Here is a 16,109-nt window from a genome sequence, read left to right as displayed (position 1 = left end):
CGCCCGGTCGTGTGATACCTTCGCCCGCATGAGCAACGGCAACGGTCCGCTCGTGGGCTTGGTCATCCTGGACGGCTGGGGGATCCATCCGCGCGCGGAGGGGAACGCGATCCGCCTCGCGCGCACCCCGGTGATGGATCGTCTCCTCGCGACCTATCCGAACGCGACCCTCACGACGTGCGGCGAGGCAGTGGGACTTCCCGCCGGGCAAATGGGGAACTCGGAGGTCGGACACTTGAATCTGGGCGCCGGCCGGATCGTTTACCAGGATCTCACGCGGATCGACAAGGCCGTCGCGGATGGGGAGCTGGGAAAGAACCGGGTGCTTCAGGGGACCTTCGACCGTGCGAGGAAGCGGGGCACGCTTCACTTCATCGGGCTCCTCTCGCCGGGCGGAGTGCACAGCCACGAGGACCATCTCCACGCGCTGCTCCGCATCGCGGCCGATGCCGGCGTGAAGCGGATCCGCGTCCACGCGTTCCTCGACGGCCGCGACACGCCGCCCCGCTCGGCGAAGAAGTCGATCGAGGCCGCGGAATCGGTCCTCCGCGCGATCTCGGGGGGCGCCATCGCCACCGTGTCGGGCCGGTTCTTCGCGATGGACCGCGACAAGCGATGGGAGCGGGTCGAGAAGGCCTATCGCGCGATGGTGTTAGGCGATGGACCCGTCGCCAGGTCGGCGTCAAAGGCGCTGGAGGACGCCTACGCGCGTGGTGAATCCGATGAGTTCGTGACGCCGACCGTCATCGAAGGCGCCGACGGATCGATCCACGACGGAGACACGGTGCTAGCGTTCAATTTCCGCCCCGATCGGATGCGGCAGCTCTCCCGGGCCCTCGCGGACCCCTCCTTCGATGCCTTTCCCAGGCTCGGGCGGCCCACGGATCTCCATTACGTGACGATGACGCAGTACGACGAGACGTTCCCGTACCCGGTGATCTTCACGGACGAGCCGCTCCGCCGGACTTTGGGGGAGGTCGTGAGCCGGGCGGGCATCCGGCAGCTCCGGATCGCCGAGACCGAGAAGTACGCGCACGTCACTTATTTCTTCAACGGCAGCGAAGAGACGGCGTTTCCGGGTGAGGATCGAGTCCTGATCCCGTCACCGAAGGTTACGACCTACGATCAGAAGCCCGAGATGAGCGCCTTCGAGGTCACCGACGAGCTGGAGCGGCGGCTCAAGGACGGCGGGTACGGCTTCTTCGTCCTCAATTTTGCGAACGCCGACATGGTTGGCCACACCGGCGTGCTCGAGGCCGCCGTCCGCGCGGTGGAGACCGTCGACCAATGTTTGGGCCGCGTTCTCGATGCGGTGGGCCGGGGAGGGGGTCTCGCGCTCGTGACGGCCGATCACGGCAACGCCGAGCAGATGATCGACGAAGCGACCGGCGAGCCCCACACCGCGCACACGCTCAATCCCGTGCCGGTTCTGATCGCGGCTGGAAAGCCGATTCGGGTGCGATCGGGAATCCTGGCCGACGTCGCGCCTACAATTTTGCGTCTGCTGAATCTGGAAGCCCCGCCAGAAATGACCGGTTCAAGCCTCCTCGATCCGTAGGCGTGGGGCTTTTGCCCCTCGACTTTGAGCCGCCCTCCCCACGGCCGGCCTCGAATTTCGCCCTCACGAAGAGGGCCCTCTCGGTAAGCCGACCCTCCGTCGATAGTACGTTAGACAGAACCCGTAGATAGCTGCAACTATGATACTTACAATGTGGCTAGGTCCAGCCACCATCGCTCGGTCCCGCCGATATTAATTCGTCCGAGAGCCGATCGGGGAACACCGGTTGCAATGACACATGAGTGTCGTGACATAGCAACCGAGTTTGTTCCCTGCGGTGCTCGCGAGAATCGTCCGGTCCTGAGCTGATCCCCTCGACGAGACGACGCAGTTTACTGGCACCGGACGCACGACGCCGGCGGGGAACTTTAATAATCCCCAAGGGCCCCTCCCCCGGGCTCTCGAAGGCGCCGAAGTTGGACTTCGGCGCCTTCCTTCATTTGAATCCGCCCGCTCCCTCTGCTAGCTTGTTCGGGATCTCCCCTTGTCGTTCGGAACCGAGGGAATTGCAACGTGGCGCAAAATCGCTGGCTCTTGGGCTGCGGTCTACTCATCGCCGGAACCGTGGCCATGATCGCGCTCGCGTTCGTGGTCGTGAACATGGCGTTGAATGGGGACCGGCCGAGCCTGGCCGGCCTCGGAGGCCGCGTGGGGCTCGTCGAGATCGTCGGCGAGATCAGCGATTCCGAGCCGGTCGTCGAGCAGCTGGACCGGCTGGAGCGTGATTCCAGCGTGCGCGCGGTGGTCCTGCGCCTCGACAGCCCCGGAGGGGGCGTGGCCGCGTCGCAGGAGATGTACGAGGCGGTCCGGAAGATCAGGGAGGACGGGAAACCGGTCGTGGCCTCGCTGGCCGGGGTTGCCGCATCCGGTGCGTTCTACGTGGCGTGCGCCGCGGATTCCATCGTCTCGAACCCCGGCACCCTCACCGGGAGCATCGGCGTGATCATGAGCTTCCCGAACACGGAGGAGCTCTTCCGTAAAGTCGGTGTCCGCCTCGAGGTCGTGAAGACCGGAAAATTCAAGGATGTCGGCTCGATCTGGCGTCCGATGACCGAGGAGGAGCGGAAGCTGCTCCAGGACGTGCTCACGAACGTCTACGACCAGTTCGTGGACGCGATCGTCGAGGGCCGAAGCCTGAATCGGGAGGACATCCTTCCGTACGCCGACGGCCGCGTGTTCACCGGGGACCAGGCGCTGGACTACGGTTTCGTCGACCGCCTTGGGGATCTGGACGACGCCATCAACATGGCGGCGAAGCTGGGCGGGATTCACGGCAAGCCGTCGATCGTGCGGAAGGAGCGCCGCCGGGGATCGCTCCTCGATCTCCTCGACGAAAAGTTGAATCTGGTGGGCGCAGCGGCGGGGCTATCGTCGAAGGGTCCTCGCCTCGAGTATCGCCTGCGCTGATTGACGGGCGGTTGGGGCCGGTGCTAGATTCTGCGCCACCGACCGATTCGCGGTCGAACGGCGAATAAGCAGGAGGGAGTCCATGACCAAGGCCGATCTCGTGGATGAAATCTCTTCGCAGACCAAAATCTCCAAGAGCGAGACGGCGACGATCGTCGATCAGCTGCTGAACGCCATTTCGCGGGCGTTGAGTGAGGGGAAGCACATCGAGATTCGCGGATTCGGAACGTTCAAGGTGCGGGAGCGCAAGGCGCGGAAGGCCCGGAATCCAAGGTCAGGCGCCGAGGTGATGGTCCCCGCGAAATTGGTTCCCGTCTTCAAGGCCTCGAACGAGCTCAAGGGAGCGGTCCGCGGGGGCTGAGCGCCCGGGGGCAAGGGAGAGCAATGGGAAGCGGAAAAAAACGCAAGCGCAAGAAAATCGCCACGCACAAGCGGAAGAAGCGGCTTCGCCGCGATCGGCACAAGAAGAAGCTTCGCTAATTGGCGTGGGCGCGGCTCGATCGTCGCCGCATTCGGAGCGCCATCCGGCCCGGCGCGCCCCTCATCGGGGTGCCCGGGCCGGTCCCATTTCACCCGTGACGAGACGATCCCTCGTCGGCCGGCTGAAGTGCACCCGCTTCGGCTACGGCTTCGTGATCGCGGAGGACGGCGGAGAGGATCTGTTCATTCCTCCACACGCCATGGGGGGCGCCCTCCACGGTGACCGCGTGCGGGTCGGACACCTCGACACCCGCCGCGAGGGCGACTCCCACGAGGTGCTCGAGATCCTCGAGCGCACCCGCTACGGCATCGTCGGGCGCTTCGAGGGGCGCGGCCGGCGCTCCGCGCTTCTGCCCGACCGTCCCGAGTATCCCCGCGAGATCATCCTGACCCTCCACGCGAGCCGGCGCGCCGCCTCCGGCGCCCGGATTCTCGTGCGGTTGAAGGCGACCCCACCGGAGCCGCTCGTCGGCACGATCGAGGCCATCTTCGCCGATGACGATCCCCGCGAGGACAGCCTCCTCGTCGCGCTGGAGGAGGGGATCCGGACCGAATTCGACCCCGAGGCCGAGCACGAGGCCGCGGCGTTTCACGAGGATTCGGTCGCCCGCGCCGCCCACGATCGCGTCGATTTTCGAAATGGCCTGGTCCTCACGATCGATCCCGAGGACGCCCAGGACCACGACGATGCGCTCTCGGTGCTGGAGGAGCGGCCCGACGGGAGCGCGACCGTGGGGATCCACATCGCCGACGTGACCCACTACGTGCGGCCGGGCAGCGCGCTCGACCGCGAGGCCCAAGCGCGGGGGACCAGCGTCTATCTGGCGGATACGACCTTTCCGATGCTGCCCGCGGCGCTCTCCTCCGGCCTCTGCAGCCTGTCGGAAGGGAAGGACCGGCTGACCGTGAGCGTCGTGGCGGATCTCACCGCGGACGGGCAGCTCCGGAGCTCCCGCGTCGTCGAGGGGATCATCCGGAGCGCCAAGGACCTCACCTACCAGGAAGCGCACCGGCTGCTTCGGGAAGGGAGCGGCGATATCCCGGGCGCGCTCCGACCGCTGGACCGGCTGGCGAAGGCGCTCCGCTCGAAGCGGCTCGAGCGCGGCGGGCTGGAGCTCGATCTTCCCGAGATCAAGCCCGAGCTGGACGCGCGGGGGGAGCCGATCGTGTTCGACGAGGCGCCCCGGCTTCCGACGCACGAGCTGATCGAGGAGTTCATGCTGCTCGCGAATCAGGTCGTCGGCAAGCGCGCTCGCACGCTCGAGCTCCCGTTTCTTTACCGGGTTCACGAGCGACCTCGCTATGATAAGCTGCGCTCGTTCTTCGAGGCGGCGCAGTATCTGGGTCGTCAAGGACCGACCCAGATCGTCACCGACGCGAAGCAGCTGCAACGCTGGGTGAGCCACGGGCGGAGCGCGAAGGACCGGCTGCTCAACATGTACCTTCTGCGCGCGCTCGAGAAGGCTCGGTACGACCTGGTCGATGTCGGCCACTTCGGATTGGGGATGGAAGGGTATGCCCACTTCACCTCCCCGATCCGAAGATATCCGGATCTGGCCAACCACCGGATCGTGAAGAGATTCCTGGTGGACGGGGCGAAGCGCTCGGGAGACCCGTGGGCGTTCTCGGCGGGTTGGCTCGACGCTTCGGTCGCGGCCGCCACGTCCGCCGCGGAGGTGGGCGCGGACGACGCGGAGCGGTCGGTCGAGAAGCGGAAGGCCGTTCGGTTCGCGCTCCAGAGACTGGGCGAGGAAGCGCGAGGGGTGATCTCCGGACTGACCCCGGCGGGCTTGTTCATCTGGATCGAGGCGTGGCGCATCGAGGGCTTTCTCCCCAAGCGCTCGGTGGGGGACCCTTCGCTCACGCTCGCGGAGCATGGATTTTCGTTTCGCTCGAAGCGGTCGCGGCATCGCCTCGGGCTTGGTGATACGGTGCAGGTCTTGGTCGCGCGCGCGGACCTGGACCGCCGCGAGGTGGAGCTGGGCCTTGCCCGTCGCGCGGGCGGAAAGGCCGAACGAACCAAGCACCCTGGCCGCCGCGCGGCGAAGCCCGGGCGAAAGCGCCGCCGCTAGCGGCGTGTTTCATCCCCCGACCTGGCGAGCTCTAGCGCCGAGAAGGAGAGCCACATGACGAAGCCCGGCCGCGAGCGAAGAAAATCGCCGCGGATTCCCGCCAAGCTGGCGATGCAGATTTCGGGTCGGGACGACGCCTCCGTCCTGACGACGGAGAGCATCAATCTCTCCTCGAGCGGCATCCAGTTCGGGAGCCGCCTCTTCCTCTCCCCTTTGACCAAGGTCGCGCTGACGCTTCTCCTCCCGCCCTTTGGCCGGCGGCTCAGGCGCGAGCGGATGCTTCAGTGCGAAGGGGTGATCGTCCGGTGCGAGGAGCGCGTAGGGTCCGGCCAGAAGCTCCGCTACGAGCTTGCCTGCTACTTCACCGACCTCACGGTCGGCGACCGGGAGCTGATCGAGCAATACGTGCTCTGGCGGACGATCCGCCGCCTCCCGTCGGTCAACGGAGACGCCGCCTCGCACAAGCCGCGCCGGAAGTCCGCGGCGCCTTGACCCTTCGGCGCGGGGCGGAACCCAACGCCCCGCCCCAGGGTAGTGGAGGACGAAGGCCCATTCCTTCCCATAGGAGCCTGAACCGCCACCCATGACCCGCTCCGAACGCTCTCTCCCGCCCCGGCGCCTCCTGGCCTGCGCGATCCTCGCCGGCGCGATCCTCGCCCCCGCGCCTGCCGGCGCGACCCGTTACGCTGGGGAGTTCCTGCGCATCGGGGTCGGCGCCCGCGCCCTAGGGATGGGGAGCGCCTTCGCCGGGCTCGCCGACGACGGAACCGCCGCGTTCTGGAATCCGGCCGGGCTCGCCACCCTCACCTCGCGGGAAATCACCGCCATGCACGCCGAGCAGTTCGGCTCGATCGTCAAATACGACTTCCTCTCGTACACGATGCCGCTCAGCGCGCCGGGCCAGCCGAAGCAGGCCCTCGCCATTTCCCTCATCCGGCTCGGGGTCGACAACATCCCGGACACGCGGGGTCTCCAGATTCTCGACGTGAACGGGAACGGGAAGTTCGACTATCCGGAGGACCGGCTGATCGTCGACGAAAGCCAATTCGTCTTCGACAGCGACAACGACGTGGCCCTTCTCTTCAGCTATGCGCGTGCCCTGGGACAGAAGCTGTCCCTGGGGGGCAGCCTCAAGGTGATCCGGCAGTGGCTTGGGGACAGCCTCCGCTCGAACGGCTTCGGGCTGGACGTGGCGGCCCTCTATGTGGGCCCGCACGGATTGTCGGCCGGTGCCAAGCTCACCGACGCGACCACCACGCGGATTCTCTGGAACACCGGCACGAACGAATTCATCGCGCCGTCGCTTCGGATCGGCGGGGCCAAGACTCAGGCGTTTCACGGCCGCCGCCACGTCGTCACCGCGGCGCTCGACGTCCAGGTCGGCTTCTCCGACGAGCGGCTCTCCAGCCAGGCCCATCTCGGAGCGGTCACGTTCGAGTTCCACCCCGGCCTCGAGTACTGGCTCGACCGGCGCGTGGCCCTGCGCGCGGGCTTCGAAGCCAAGAATTTCTCCGCGGGGGCCGGGTTCCGATATCGCAAGATCGGACTGGACTACGCCTTCCTCGATCATCAAGACTTAGACGCCAGCCACCGCATCTCGGGCTCGTACTCCTTCTAGGGACCCTTTCGGGCCGGAGGTCCGCGTCTGATCGTCGTGCCGTCGATCCTCGTCTTGGTGCTGGCCGGGGGGAGGAGCGAGCGGCTGCACGCCCTCGGCCGGATGCGCCCGGCCTCCGCGCTCCCCTTCGGCGGCAAGTACCGCGTCATCGACTTCACGCTCTCCAACTGCGTTCATTCGGGTCTCACGCGGATCGGCGTCCTGACCCAGTACGCGCCGCTCTCGCTTCAGGAGCACATCGGGATCGGGAGGGCGTGGGACCTGGACCGGCGCGACGGGGGCATTCGCCTCCTGCAGCCGTACGTCCGCCAGCGCGAAACGAACTGGTACCGCGGCACGGCCGACGCCCTCGTGCAGAACCGGAACGTGATCGCCGATGCCCAGGCCCGGCACATCCTCGTGGTCTCCGGGGATCTGATCTACAAGATGGATTACGGTCCGCTGATCGAGCGCCACGAAGCGCGCCGATCGGCCCTCACGATCGTCACGACACGGAGCCCCGAGGGAGAGCGGGATCGATACGGAGTGGTCGAGGCGGACACCGCGGGGAGGGTGCGAGCGTTAGCGGATCGAAGCGGCGGCGCGGCCGATGAGAAGATTTCCGCCGCGATCTACCTGTTCCGGGGTCGCGACCTGATGGAGCGGCTCGCCGACCCCGCGCTCGGGCCCGACCTGGTTCACGACGTGATCCGCCCGATGATTCATGAAGGGCTTCCCGTCTACGCCGACCCGCTCGATTCGTACTGGCGCGATGTCGCCACGATCCCCTCCTACTTCGGCGCGAGCATGGATCTCCTGCGCCCCCGTCCACCACTCAACCTTCACGATCCGGACTGGCTCATCTACACGCCGAGCGAGGATCGTGCTCCCTCCGTGCTCGGGGGCGGGGGAGACGTGACGTCGAGCCTCGTCGCGCACGGCGGCCGGATCGACGGGACGGTGCGGCGATCGATCCTCTTTCCCGGCGTCCAGGTCGACGCGGGCGCGGTGGTCGAGGATTCGATCGTGATGCACGACACGTGGATCGCCCGCGGCGCGCGGATCGAGCAGACGATCGTGGACAAGCAGGTGCGGATCGGGGAAGGGGCGGAGGTCGGCGTGGGGACGCCGGCGCGGCGGCCGGACACACTCGGCGATCTCGAGTCGGGTCTGAGCGTCATCGGCAAGCGCGCCGAGATTCCTGCCCGCGCGCGCATCGGGAGGAACGCGATGATCGAGAGCGGCGTCCGGGAGGCCGACTTCGAGAGCACCGAACTCGCCGCGGGCTCGACCGTCCGTCCTCGGGAGCGGCGGCGCCGATGAGCTTCGTCGCGTACGCGATGATCCTGGCGGGGGGCGTGGGAAGCCGCCTCTGCCTGCTCTCCGAGAAGAGGGCCAAGCCGGCCGTTCCGTTCGGAGGGAAATACCGGATCATCGACTTCACGCTATCGAACTGCGTCAACTCGGGAATTTTCGACGTCAGCATTCTCACGCAGTACCGTCCGCTCTCGCTTCGGAATCACATCGGGATCGGCCGGCCGTGGGATCTCGACCGCAAGCGGGGCGGCGTGGAGCTCCTGCAGCCGTTCCAGGGGTGGACCGAGAACGACTGGTACCGGGGAACCGCGGACGCCGTCTGGCAGAACTGGCACCGGATTGCCGAGCGCGAATCCGAGCACTTCCTCGTCCTCTCGGGGGACCACGTCTACCGGATGGACTACCGGCCGATGATCGAGGCCCATCTCGAGCGCGGCGCCGACGCGACGATCGCGGTGGCGGAGGTACCCATCGAGCAGGCGTCGCAGTTCGGCATCATCCGCACGGACGAAGCGGGCTGGGTCACGGAGTTCCTCGAGAAGCCGCGGAACCCCCCGTCGGGAAAGATCTCCATGGGCGTCTACGTCTTTCGGGGGGCGGCTCTGTTCCAGGCGCTCGAGAGCGACGCCGAGCAGAATACAGGGCACGACTTCGGTAAGAATATCCTTCCCGCGATGGTGGGGCGGGGCCGGGTCGCCGCGTATCCCTTCGTGGGGTACTGGGAGGATATCGGGACCCTCGACTCCTACTACCGGGCGAACCTCGACCTCCTGCGCGACGATCCGCCGTTTCCGCTCGTCGACGCCCGGTGGCCAATCTTCACGCCGAGCACCGAGAGCCCGCCGGCCCGAATCGGCGCGCGGGCGCACATCCGCTCCTCCATCGTCACGCACGGAACGATCGTGAACGGGACGGTCGAGCGGTCGGTGCTGTTTCCGGGGACGGTGGTCGAGGAGGGAGCGGTGGTGCGGGAGTCGATTCTCATGGGGGAGACGTGGATCGGCCCGGGCGCCGTGCTCGATCGGATCATCTGCGACAAGCGCGTTCACGTCGGTCGGGATGCGGTGCTCGGCACGGGACCTCTGATTCCAAACCGATCGTGTCCCGAGCACCTGAGCTCGGGGATCACGATCGTGGGAAAAGAGACGCGGGTACCTGAAGGTATCGTGATCGGGAAGAACGCGCGGATCGCGCCTGATCTCGTGGAGGACGATTTTCCCGCGGCGGGCGTGGCGAGCGGGGACGTGCTCGAGCGGGGCAGCGGCGCGCCGTCGGCGCCCGCGGGACAGACGCGGCGCTAGCCGGCTACCGGACGCGGAGTCTCTGGCCGGCGTGAATCGCGCTCGCGTCCGAGAGCCCGTTCAACCGGGCCAGACGCGTGGTGCTGGTGCGGTACCGCGCTCCGATCTGGGAAAGCGTCTCGCCCCGCCGCACGATGTGAATGCCCGAGCGGCTCCTCCGAACGGGCCGGCGCATATCCGCCCGGTGCTCGCGCGCCGCGGTCCGGAGCTCGGTCCTCGAAAGCGGCCTGGGAGAATAGGTCGTCTCGAGCGCCAGCTGGATCTGCTCGCCCATCCCGTGCGGAACTTTCAGGCTGGTTCCGTCCTGGTCGCCGGGCATCCGGTGGCGGACAAAGACGGGATTGAGCCGCTCCAGCTCCTCGACCTCGACGCCGCTGACGCGCCCGATCTCGCTCAGGTCGATGGCACCTTCCACGACCACCTCGTCGTAGCGGAGCGGCGAGTTTTCGGGGATCTCGAAGCCGTACCGCTCGGGATCCGAAGCGATCTCCATTGCGGCCATGAATTTCGGAACGTAGTCCTTCGTCTCCCGCGGGAGGCGGAGGGCCCAGAAATCGGTCGTGCGCTGGCGGCGGATCGCCCGCTGGACGGTGCCCTCGCCGGAATTGTAGGCCGCGAGGGCGAGCGGCCAGGAGCCGTCGAACAGCTCGTAGAGCCTGCGCAGATACCGCGCTGCGGCGCGGGTCGCCAGCTCGGGGTCGCGGCGCTCGTCCTTGTACGGGGTCATCTCCAGACCGAAGAGGCGCGCCGTCCCGCGGATGAACTGCCACGGGCCCACCGCGCGCGCGACCGATTTCGCGTGCATGTTGAAGCCGCTCTCCACGAAGACCAGATTGGCAAGCTCCTCGGGCACGCCCTCGGCGCGGAGGTTCTTCGTGAGGAGATCCATGTACGACGCGGAGCGGGTGATCCAGAGCTGGAAGCGCTCGCGCCCTCTTCCCGTGTAGTACGCGAGCCAGACGTCGACGCGCTCGTTCCGCTCGGGCTCGACGGGCTTCAGGGTATGGGGCAGGTCGGGAGTTCCATCCGCGACGTCGGCATCGTCATCGGCCGAGCGCGCGGCGCGGTCGCGCACTTCCTCGAGCCGCCCTCGAAGGGAGGACACACCGGAGCGCGAAGGCGGCAGGTCCCCCAGATCCTTGAGCGCGTCCTCCGCGGTGGACACCGCGTCCGACGCCTTCCCGGAGCGAGAAAGATCCTCGGCCTTGGAGAGCTTTTCCCGGATCGGATCCAGAGGGTCGCGGTCCGGCTGCTTCTCTTCGGCCGCGGGCACCGGATCACGAGACGAGGCCGGCGACCAACCGGGCATGTCGGGGCCAAATACGGCCGCCGCGGCCCGTGAAGGGGCCGCCGCCGTCAGGCTGAGCAAGGTCAGGATTAGGATGGAGCGAAGCTGAATCAACGGGGCCTCCGTCTGTTATCGGCGAGGTCGACCGGACTCGAGGCCACGTTGGTGGAGCTGTCCGATCGGCGTTTTTCCCTTGCCCCCATGAGGGGGTCCCTGATGCAGAACCTCCGGACGCTACCGGTTCTCCAATGCATCTTGCAAGCGAGAACGCTCCGGCAGCCGGAAACGTGGCCGGAAGTGGCCCAATCGAGACCTCCTCCGCCCTTCTAAATCAAGTCATTGCAAGTCATATGCCACCCAATCCGGTTGACACCGCCGAAGCGCCTTCCTATTCTGCGGGCGTGATGAAGGCGGAGCTCATCTCACAGTTCCGTATCGCTGGCCTCGTCAGAAGCCCCGATCGGGATGGTGCCCTTGCGCACTTCGATCCCGAGCGGGGCTTCGCGCTGACTGCCCGAGGCTCGATGGGGCCGGCCGACGTGATCGATCCGACCATCTGGGTGAGGGAGAAGATCTCGCTCGCCCTGAGCGCCCCCGGGGACACCGCCGACGCGCCTCTCCGGCGCGTGATCGGCGCGCTCCGGGCTCTGCACGCCGAGCTCATGGCACGGCCCGAGAGCGAGCGGCCCTGGGTCTCGGTGCTGGTCCTTCTCCTGCTCGGCGAGGATGCCGTGGCGGTGAGCGCGGGCGACTGCCCCTGCCTGCGCTTCCGGAGCGGCCTCCTTTCGAGGTTGGGAAGGGGCGAGGGAACCTTCGGCGCGGAGGCGCCGCGAGGCGCCCTCGGCTCCGAGCCCCAAGTGCGGATCGAGATCGTTCCCCTCCGTCCTCCACCGGGAGATCTCTACGTCCTTTCGACGCGCCAGCTCCGCGAGGGAGAGCTCGCGGTGCTCGCGCGGGATCTCGCGATGGCGCGCGACGGCGCGCAGCTTCTCCGCGCGGGCGTCGAAGGAGCGTCCGACCGCGGCCGGATCGCGATTCGAATTCTCGAGCCGTCGGAATCGGAATCGATCGTCGAGACGGCCGAATCGCTCGAATCGATCGTGGACGCGTTTGCTCCCTCGATTCTCGAGGAGCCGCTCAACGAGGTCGAACTCGTGGGAGGCGCGGCCGATTGGGGCGGATCGCATCGGATGGAGCCGCCGCGCCCCGAGCCGCCGTACCGGGAGCCGCCCCAGATCGATCCGCCTCCGCGCGACAGCGGGTGGGGAAAGGGAGAGCTCATCCGGGGCGGGCTGCTCGATTTCGATGCGGAAGAGATCGAGCCAGCGGATATGGATTTAGACGCGATCGAAGTCCGTGACGACGGTGCCGCGTACCAGGGCTCGGTGGCGGCGGAATTTCCGGAGTCGGGCGGATTCGTCGAGGCGGAGCTGCCGGCGACCGAAGCGGAGCTCCCGGCGATCGAAGCGGAGCCTCATGAAATCGAGGCGGAGCAAGCCCGGGCGGACATGGAGCCTCCGGAGGCGCCGCGCGAGCTTCCGGAACGGCCGACGGCTCTCGATTCCTGGCAGGTTCCGGCGGACGACACGGAGTGGCGGAAGGAACGGTCGCCGCGCCCCTCACGTCCCGCCGCCCTCGCGCCGGTCGGCGAGGAGCGTCCGTGGTACGAGCCGCTCGCGCTCTCGGCCGGCGGCGCCCTCGCGATCGTAGCGCTGGCGCTGCTCGTGCGGTCGCTCGTGCCGGGGATCCTGGGCACGAATCGCGGCCACGCGCCCGCGCCTGGGGTGGTGACGGCCGCGACCGGACTCGCCGACATCTTCTCCGATCCACCGGGAGCGACCGTCCGCGTGGACGGCGTGACGCTCGACGGGAAGACGCCGCTCGCGGGCGTCACCATGGACGCGGGGCTCCATCGCGTGGAGCTGGATTGGGGCCCGTGGGGCGCGTGGCGCGACACGGTGGAGATCACGCCCGGCTCGCGCCTGACCGTGCACCCCGCTCTCTTCGGCGTCGCCTCGTTCCGCTCGTCGGAGCCGTCGCGGGTGCTGGATGTCTACGTGGACGGTGTCTACGCCGGCACGACCCCGCTCTCCCTTCCGCAAGTCGTCGTCGGTCGGCATCTCGTTCGGTTCGGCGGGCCGGGCCTCACCACCAGCGCCCAGGAGGTCGAGGTGCTTCGCGACCGCCCGGTGGAGCTGGTCGGAAATCCGGGACCGGTGCCCGAGAACGGAAAGATCACGATCCGGACGGCGATCCTGGGCGACTCGGGATTCGAATCCGGGAGAGGCGATCCGTACTGGGTCGACGGGGTAGCGCGCGGCGTGACGCCCGCCACCGTGGATCTGAAGCCGGGAACGCACAGCGTGCGTGTGGCGCGCCGGGGTTTCCCGCCGCAGGTCACCGTGCTGGAGGTGAAGGCGGGCGGGGAGCATTTCGTCACGGCCGAGTTCGGCGCGCGCTCGGAGGAGCCGCTCCACTTCGATCCTCCGGACGCCATCGACGTGACGAACCCGATGCCGCTCACGATCGCGCTGCCGACCTCGGAGTGGGATCCCTCGATGGCGCTCTGGCTCTACGCGGCGGCGCCCGGCGGGTCGTTCCAGGCGAAGCGGATGACCCGGCTCGAGGAGGGCACGCGCACGTTCGCCGCGCTCCTTCCTCCCGAAGTCCTGCGCAGCAACGCGCGCCAGGTTCGGTTCTTCTTCAAGGCGACCGGCACGGCCGGCCGCGAGACCTTCTCCGAGATCTACACCGTCCGCGTCAAGCTGTAGGGCGGCGCTCCTCCCCAGCCGTCAGAACCGTTCTCCTCCCCGGACAAGGGACGCGGCATGCGTCCAGGCTGGCCTCGTCTCGTCGTGCCGGCGCCGGTGGCGCTCTGGCTTCCGATCTGCGCGGGACACCTTGTCTCCTCGCTGACGCCGGTTCCGGCGGTCGTGGAGAGCGGCTCGCGGGCGCTCGCGATCGCCATGGGCGCGGTCTCGCTCGCCGCGGCCGTCGCGATCCGGTCGCGATCGGGAATCGGATTCGACCCGCGACACGCGCGGCGCGCGGAAGCGGCCGCGGGGTGGATTTCCCTCCTGCTCGCGGGTGCGGCGCTGGGCGCGGAGTCGGACCGGGCCGCGTGGCCGCTCCCGGTCCATCCGCGGGAAGTAGCGGTCGTGCTCGAAGGAAAGGTGCTCGATACCGCCGCGATCGACGCCGAGCCGCCCTCGGTCCTGTTCGAGGCGCGCCGCGCGCGGGTCGGAGGCGCGGAGAGGGAGTGCCGGGCGCGGCTTCTCCTCCGGTGGCGCGATTCGACGATCGCCCCGCGATGGATCGTTCCCGGGCTCTGGCTCCGGATCTCGGGCGCCTACCGGCCGCCGGAGGATGCGCGCAACCCGGGCGGGGCCGCCCCCGGGCGATGGCTCACGGCGCTCGGGATGGCGGGCACGATCTCGGTCGATCCGCTCTCGCCGTCGGCCCCGGCCGATCCGCCCGAGCGCGGCGGCGACTTCGGCGCGATCGTGCGCGACCGTGTCGCGCGCCAGCTCGCCGCCGCCGTGAGCCCTCCGGTCGCGGCCCTCGCGAGGGGGATGCTCCTCGGCGACCGCTCCGGGATCTCGCCGGCGATGCGCGACTCGTTCCGCGACGGAGGGACGATTCACCTCCTCTCGATCTCCGGACTTCACGTCTGCATCCTGGCGGGGTTCCTCTCGCTCTTCGCGACCGCGCTCCGCATGCCGGCGGTTCCCGCGATCGGGCTCGAGCTCTTCTCGCTCTGGGGATACGTGGCCCTGGTTGGGGCGCCGGCCTCCGCGATTCGGTCGGCGGTCCTGTGGACCGCGGTGAGGAGCGGCCGTGCGTGGGGGCAGGTGGTCCGGCCGTTCGCGGCGTGGGGACTGGCCGGGCTGATCCTCCATCTCCTCGACCCCGCTTCGGTTCTCGATCCCGGCTTCCAGCTCTCCTTCGCGGCGGTCCTCGGCCTCGGCGCGTCGGGTGTCCTCTCGCGCCTTCCCGGAGAGAGCCGGAACGGAGGAGGGAGGATTCGGTCGTGCCTTCAGTCGTGGGCGCGCGGGACCTGGTCGCTTTTTCTACAGAGCGGCGGCGCGACGGCCGGGACCACGGGAATTCAATCGCGGCTCTTCGGCGCGGTGCCGGTGATCGGAATCTTCCTCAACCTGGCCGTGATCCCGCTCTGCACGCTCTTCATGGCGGAGGCGATCTTCTTTCTCTTCCTCCGGGCCGCGTGCCCGACCGCGGTCGCCGCGATGGGCGCGGGCGCGCTGGATGCGTCGGGTCTCCTGCTCCTCACGTTGAACGATCGCGGCGCGGGCCTCCTCTCACCGTGGCTCGTGCCCGGACTGGCGCCCGTCGCGTGGATCGCCGTCGCGCTCGTGGCGCTCCTTGCCGCGTGGGCCCGCGCCGAGGCGGCGCGGGGCGGTGATCCGCCTCGGGGCTCCGCCGCGCGGTGGTCGCTGGGAGCGCTCGCGCTCGCGGCGCTTGTGCCGCTGGCGCCGCGCTGGCCCGGGCCGGCACCGTCCCAGGAGCAAGCCGTGGTGCTCTCGCTCGACGTCGGGCAGGGAGACGCAACGTGGATCGGTCTCCCGGGCGGAGAGTCGATCCTCGTGGATGCCGGTCCCGCCGACGACGGACGGGACGCCGGGGAGCTCGTCATCGAGCCGGCTCTTCGCCTGGAGGGTAGGGGACGCGCCACCGTGGCCATCCTCTCGCACGCGCACCTCGATCACTTCGGCGGCTTCGCGTGGCTGGCCCGGCGGCGATGGATCGGAGCGTTGATCGAGAACGGAAGCGATTCGTCCGGAGCGTGGCGCCTCCGGCTCCGGGCGGCCCTCCGGCGAGGGGGAGGACGGCTGGTTCCGCTCTCCCGCGACTCCTCCCTCGCGCTTCCGGGACGCTCCACGATCGAGATCATGCGCGGCCTGGAATCCGGGGGTGAGAACGATCGCTCCCTCGCCGCCACGCTTCGCGCGGCCGGCGCCTCGATTCTCCTCGCCGGCGACCTCGAGTCGGCGGGGGAGGCGGCCGTGCTTCCTCGCCTTGGCCCGGTCTCGGTGCTCAAGGCGCCGCACCACGGGAGCCGGACCTCGAG

At 68.6% G+C, this 16,109-nt stretch carries 11 protein-coding genes; 10 read left to right on the top strand and 1 reads right to left on the bottom strand.

The window, feature by feature from the left end:
• Positions 1 to 28 precede the first annotated feature (28 nt).
• The 8 genes from E6K79_01360 (at position 29) to E6K79_01325 (ending at position 9,732) form a co-directional block, all read left to right on the top strand.
• Positions 29 to 1,558 carry a 2,3-bisphosphoglycerate-independent phosphoglycerate mutase gene (locus E6K79_01360; protein TMQ66599.1) on the top strand — a complete coding sequence of 510 codons (1,530 nt, stop codon included), beginning with the start codon at positions 29 to 31 and terminating at the stop codon, positions 1,556 to 1,558.
• A gap of 513 nt (positions 1,559 to 2,071) precedes the next feature.
• The gene (gene sppA, locus E6K79_01355) at positions 2,072 to 2,965 is read left to right on the top strand and encodes a signal peptide peptidase SppA (GenBank protein ID TMQ66598.1); all 894 of its coding nucleotides are present in this window, start codon (positions 2,072 to 2,074) and stop codon (positions 2,963 to 2,965) included.
• An 82-nt stretch (positions 2,966 to 3,047) separates the two neighbouring features.
• Positions 3,048 to 3,326 carry an integration host factor subunit beta gene (locus tag E6K79_01350; GenBank protein TMQ66597.1) on the top strand — a complete coding sequence of 93 codons (279 nt, stop codon included), beginning with the start codon at positions 3,048 to 3,050 and terminating at the stop codon, positions 3,324 to 3,326.
• 118 nt (positions 3,327 to 3,444) lie between these two features.
• The gene (locus tag E6K79_01345; GenBank protein ID TMQ66596.1) at positions 3,445 to 5,517 is read left to right on the top strand and encodes a VacB/RNase II family 3'-5' exoribonuclease; all 2,073 of its coding nucleotides are present in this window, start codon (positions 3,445 to 3,447) and stop codon (positions 5,515 to 5,517) included.
• Between the two features lie 54 nt (positions 5,518 to 5,571).
• Positions 5,572 to 6,009, top strand: a complete 438-nt coding sequence (locus E6K79_01340) for a PilZ domain-containing protein (GenBank protein TMQ66595.1) — start codon at positions 5,572 to 5,574, stop codon at positions 6,007 to 6,009.
• Positions 6,010 to 6,100: 91 nt separating this feature from the next.
• The gene (locus E6K79_01335; protein TMQ66594.1) at positions 6,101 to 7,135 is read left to right on the top strand and encodes a PorV/PorQ family protein; all 1,035 of its coding nucleotides are present in this window, start codon (positions 6,101 to 6,103) and stop codon (positions 7,133 to 7,135) included.
• Between the two features lie 27 nt (positions 7,136 to 7,162).
• A complete protein-coding gene (locus E6K79_01330; protein TMQ66593.1) occupies positions 7,163 to 8,437 on the top strand; it encodes a glucose-1-phosphate adenylyltransferase in 1,275 nt (424 codons plus the stop codon).
• Positions 8,434 to 9,732 carry a glucose-1-phosphate adenylyltransferase gene (locus E6K79_01325; GenBank protein ID TMQ66592.1) on the top strand — a complete coding sequence of 433 codons (1,299 nt, stop codon included), beginning with the start codon at positions 8,434 to 8,436 and terminating at the stop codon, positions 9,730 to 9,732. The genes E6K79_01330 and E6K79_01325 overlap by 4 nt, the downstream gene beginning before the upstream one ends.
• A gap of 4 nt (positions 9,733 to 9,736) precedes the next feature.
• Here E6K79_01325 and E6K79_01320 read toward each other — a convergent pair whose 3' ends face one another.
• Positions 9,737 to 11,134 (bottom strand): LysM peptidoglycan-binding domain-containing protein, encoded by a 1,398-nt coding sequence (locus E6K79_01320; protein ID TMQ66591.1) that lies wholly within the window; start codon positions 11,132 to 11,134, stop codon positions 9,737 to 9,739.
• Positions 11,135 to 11,268: 134 nt separating this feature from the next.
• Between E6K79_01320 and E6K79_01315 the strand changes: the two genes are divergently transcribed.
• The gene (locus E6K79_01315) at positions 11,269 to 13,791 is read left to right on the top strand and encodes a PEGA domain-containing protein (protein TMQ66590.1); all 2,523 of its coding nucleotides are present in this window, start codon (positions 11,269 to 11,271) and stop codon (positions 13,789 to 13,791) included.
• A 57-nt stretch (positions 13,792 to 13,848) separates the two neighbouring features.
• A partial coding sequence (locus tag E6K79_01310; protein ID TMQ66589.1) for a DUF4131 domain-containing protein occupies positions 13,849 to 16,109 on the top strand: 2,261 nt, incomplete at its 3' end.

Source organism: Candidatus Eisenbacteria bacterium, from assembly GCA_005893305.1.
Lineage (GTDB): Bacteria > Eisenbacteria > RBG-16-71-46 > SZUA-252 > SZUA-252 > WS-9.
The sequence above is the reverse complement of the archived record's forward strand: the minus strand, read 5'-3'. Positions and strand labels throughout refer to the sequence as shown.

Bases quoted from the DNA above. Each gene is read 5' to 3' on its own strand.
- E6K79_01335 (TMQ66594.1), top strand. From the start codon at position 6,101: ATGACCCGCTCCGAACGCTCTCTCCCGCCCCGGCGCCTCCTGGCCTGC.
- E6K79_01340 (TMQ66595.1), top strand. From the start codon at position 5,572: ATGACGAAGCCCGGCCGCGAGCGAAGAAAATCGCCGCGGATTCCCGCC.
- E6K79_01360 (TMQ66599.1), top strand. From the start codon at position 29: ATGAGCAACGGCAACGGTCCGCTCGTGGGCTTGGTCATCCTGGACGGC.
- E6K79_01325 (TMQ66592.1), top strand. From the start codon at position 8,434: ATGAGCTTCGTCGCGTACGCGATGATCCTGGCGGGGGGCGTGGGAAGC.
- E6K79_01350 (TMQ66597.1), top strand. From the start codon at position 3,048: ATGACCAAGGCCGATCTCGTGGATGAAATCTCTTCGCAGACCAAAATC.
- E6K79_01315 (TMQ66590.1), top strand. From the start codon at position 11,269: ATGCATCTTGCAAGCGAGAACGCTCCGGCAGCCGGAAACGTGGCCGGA.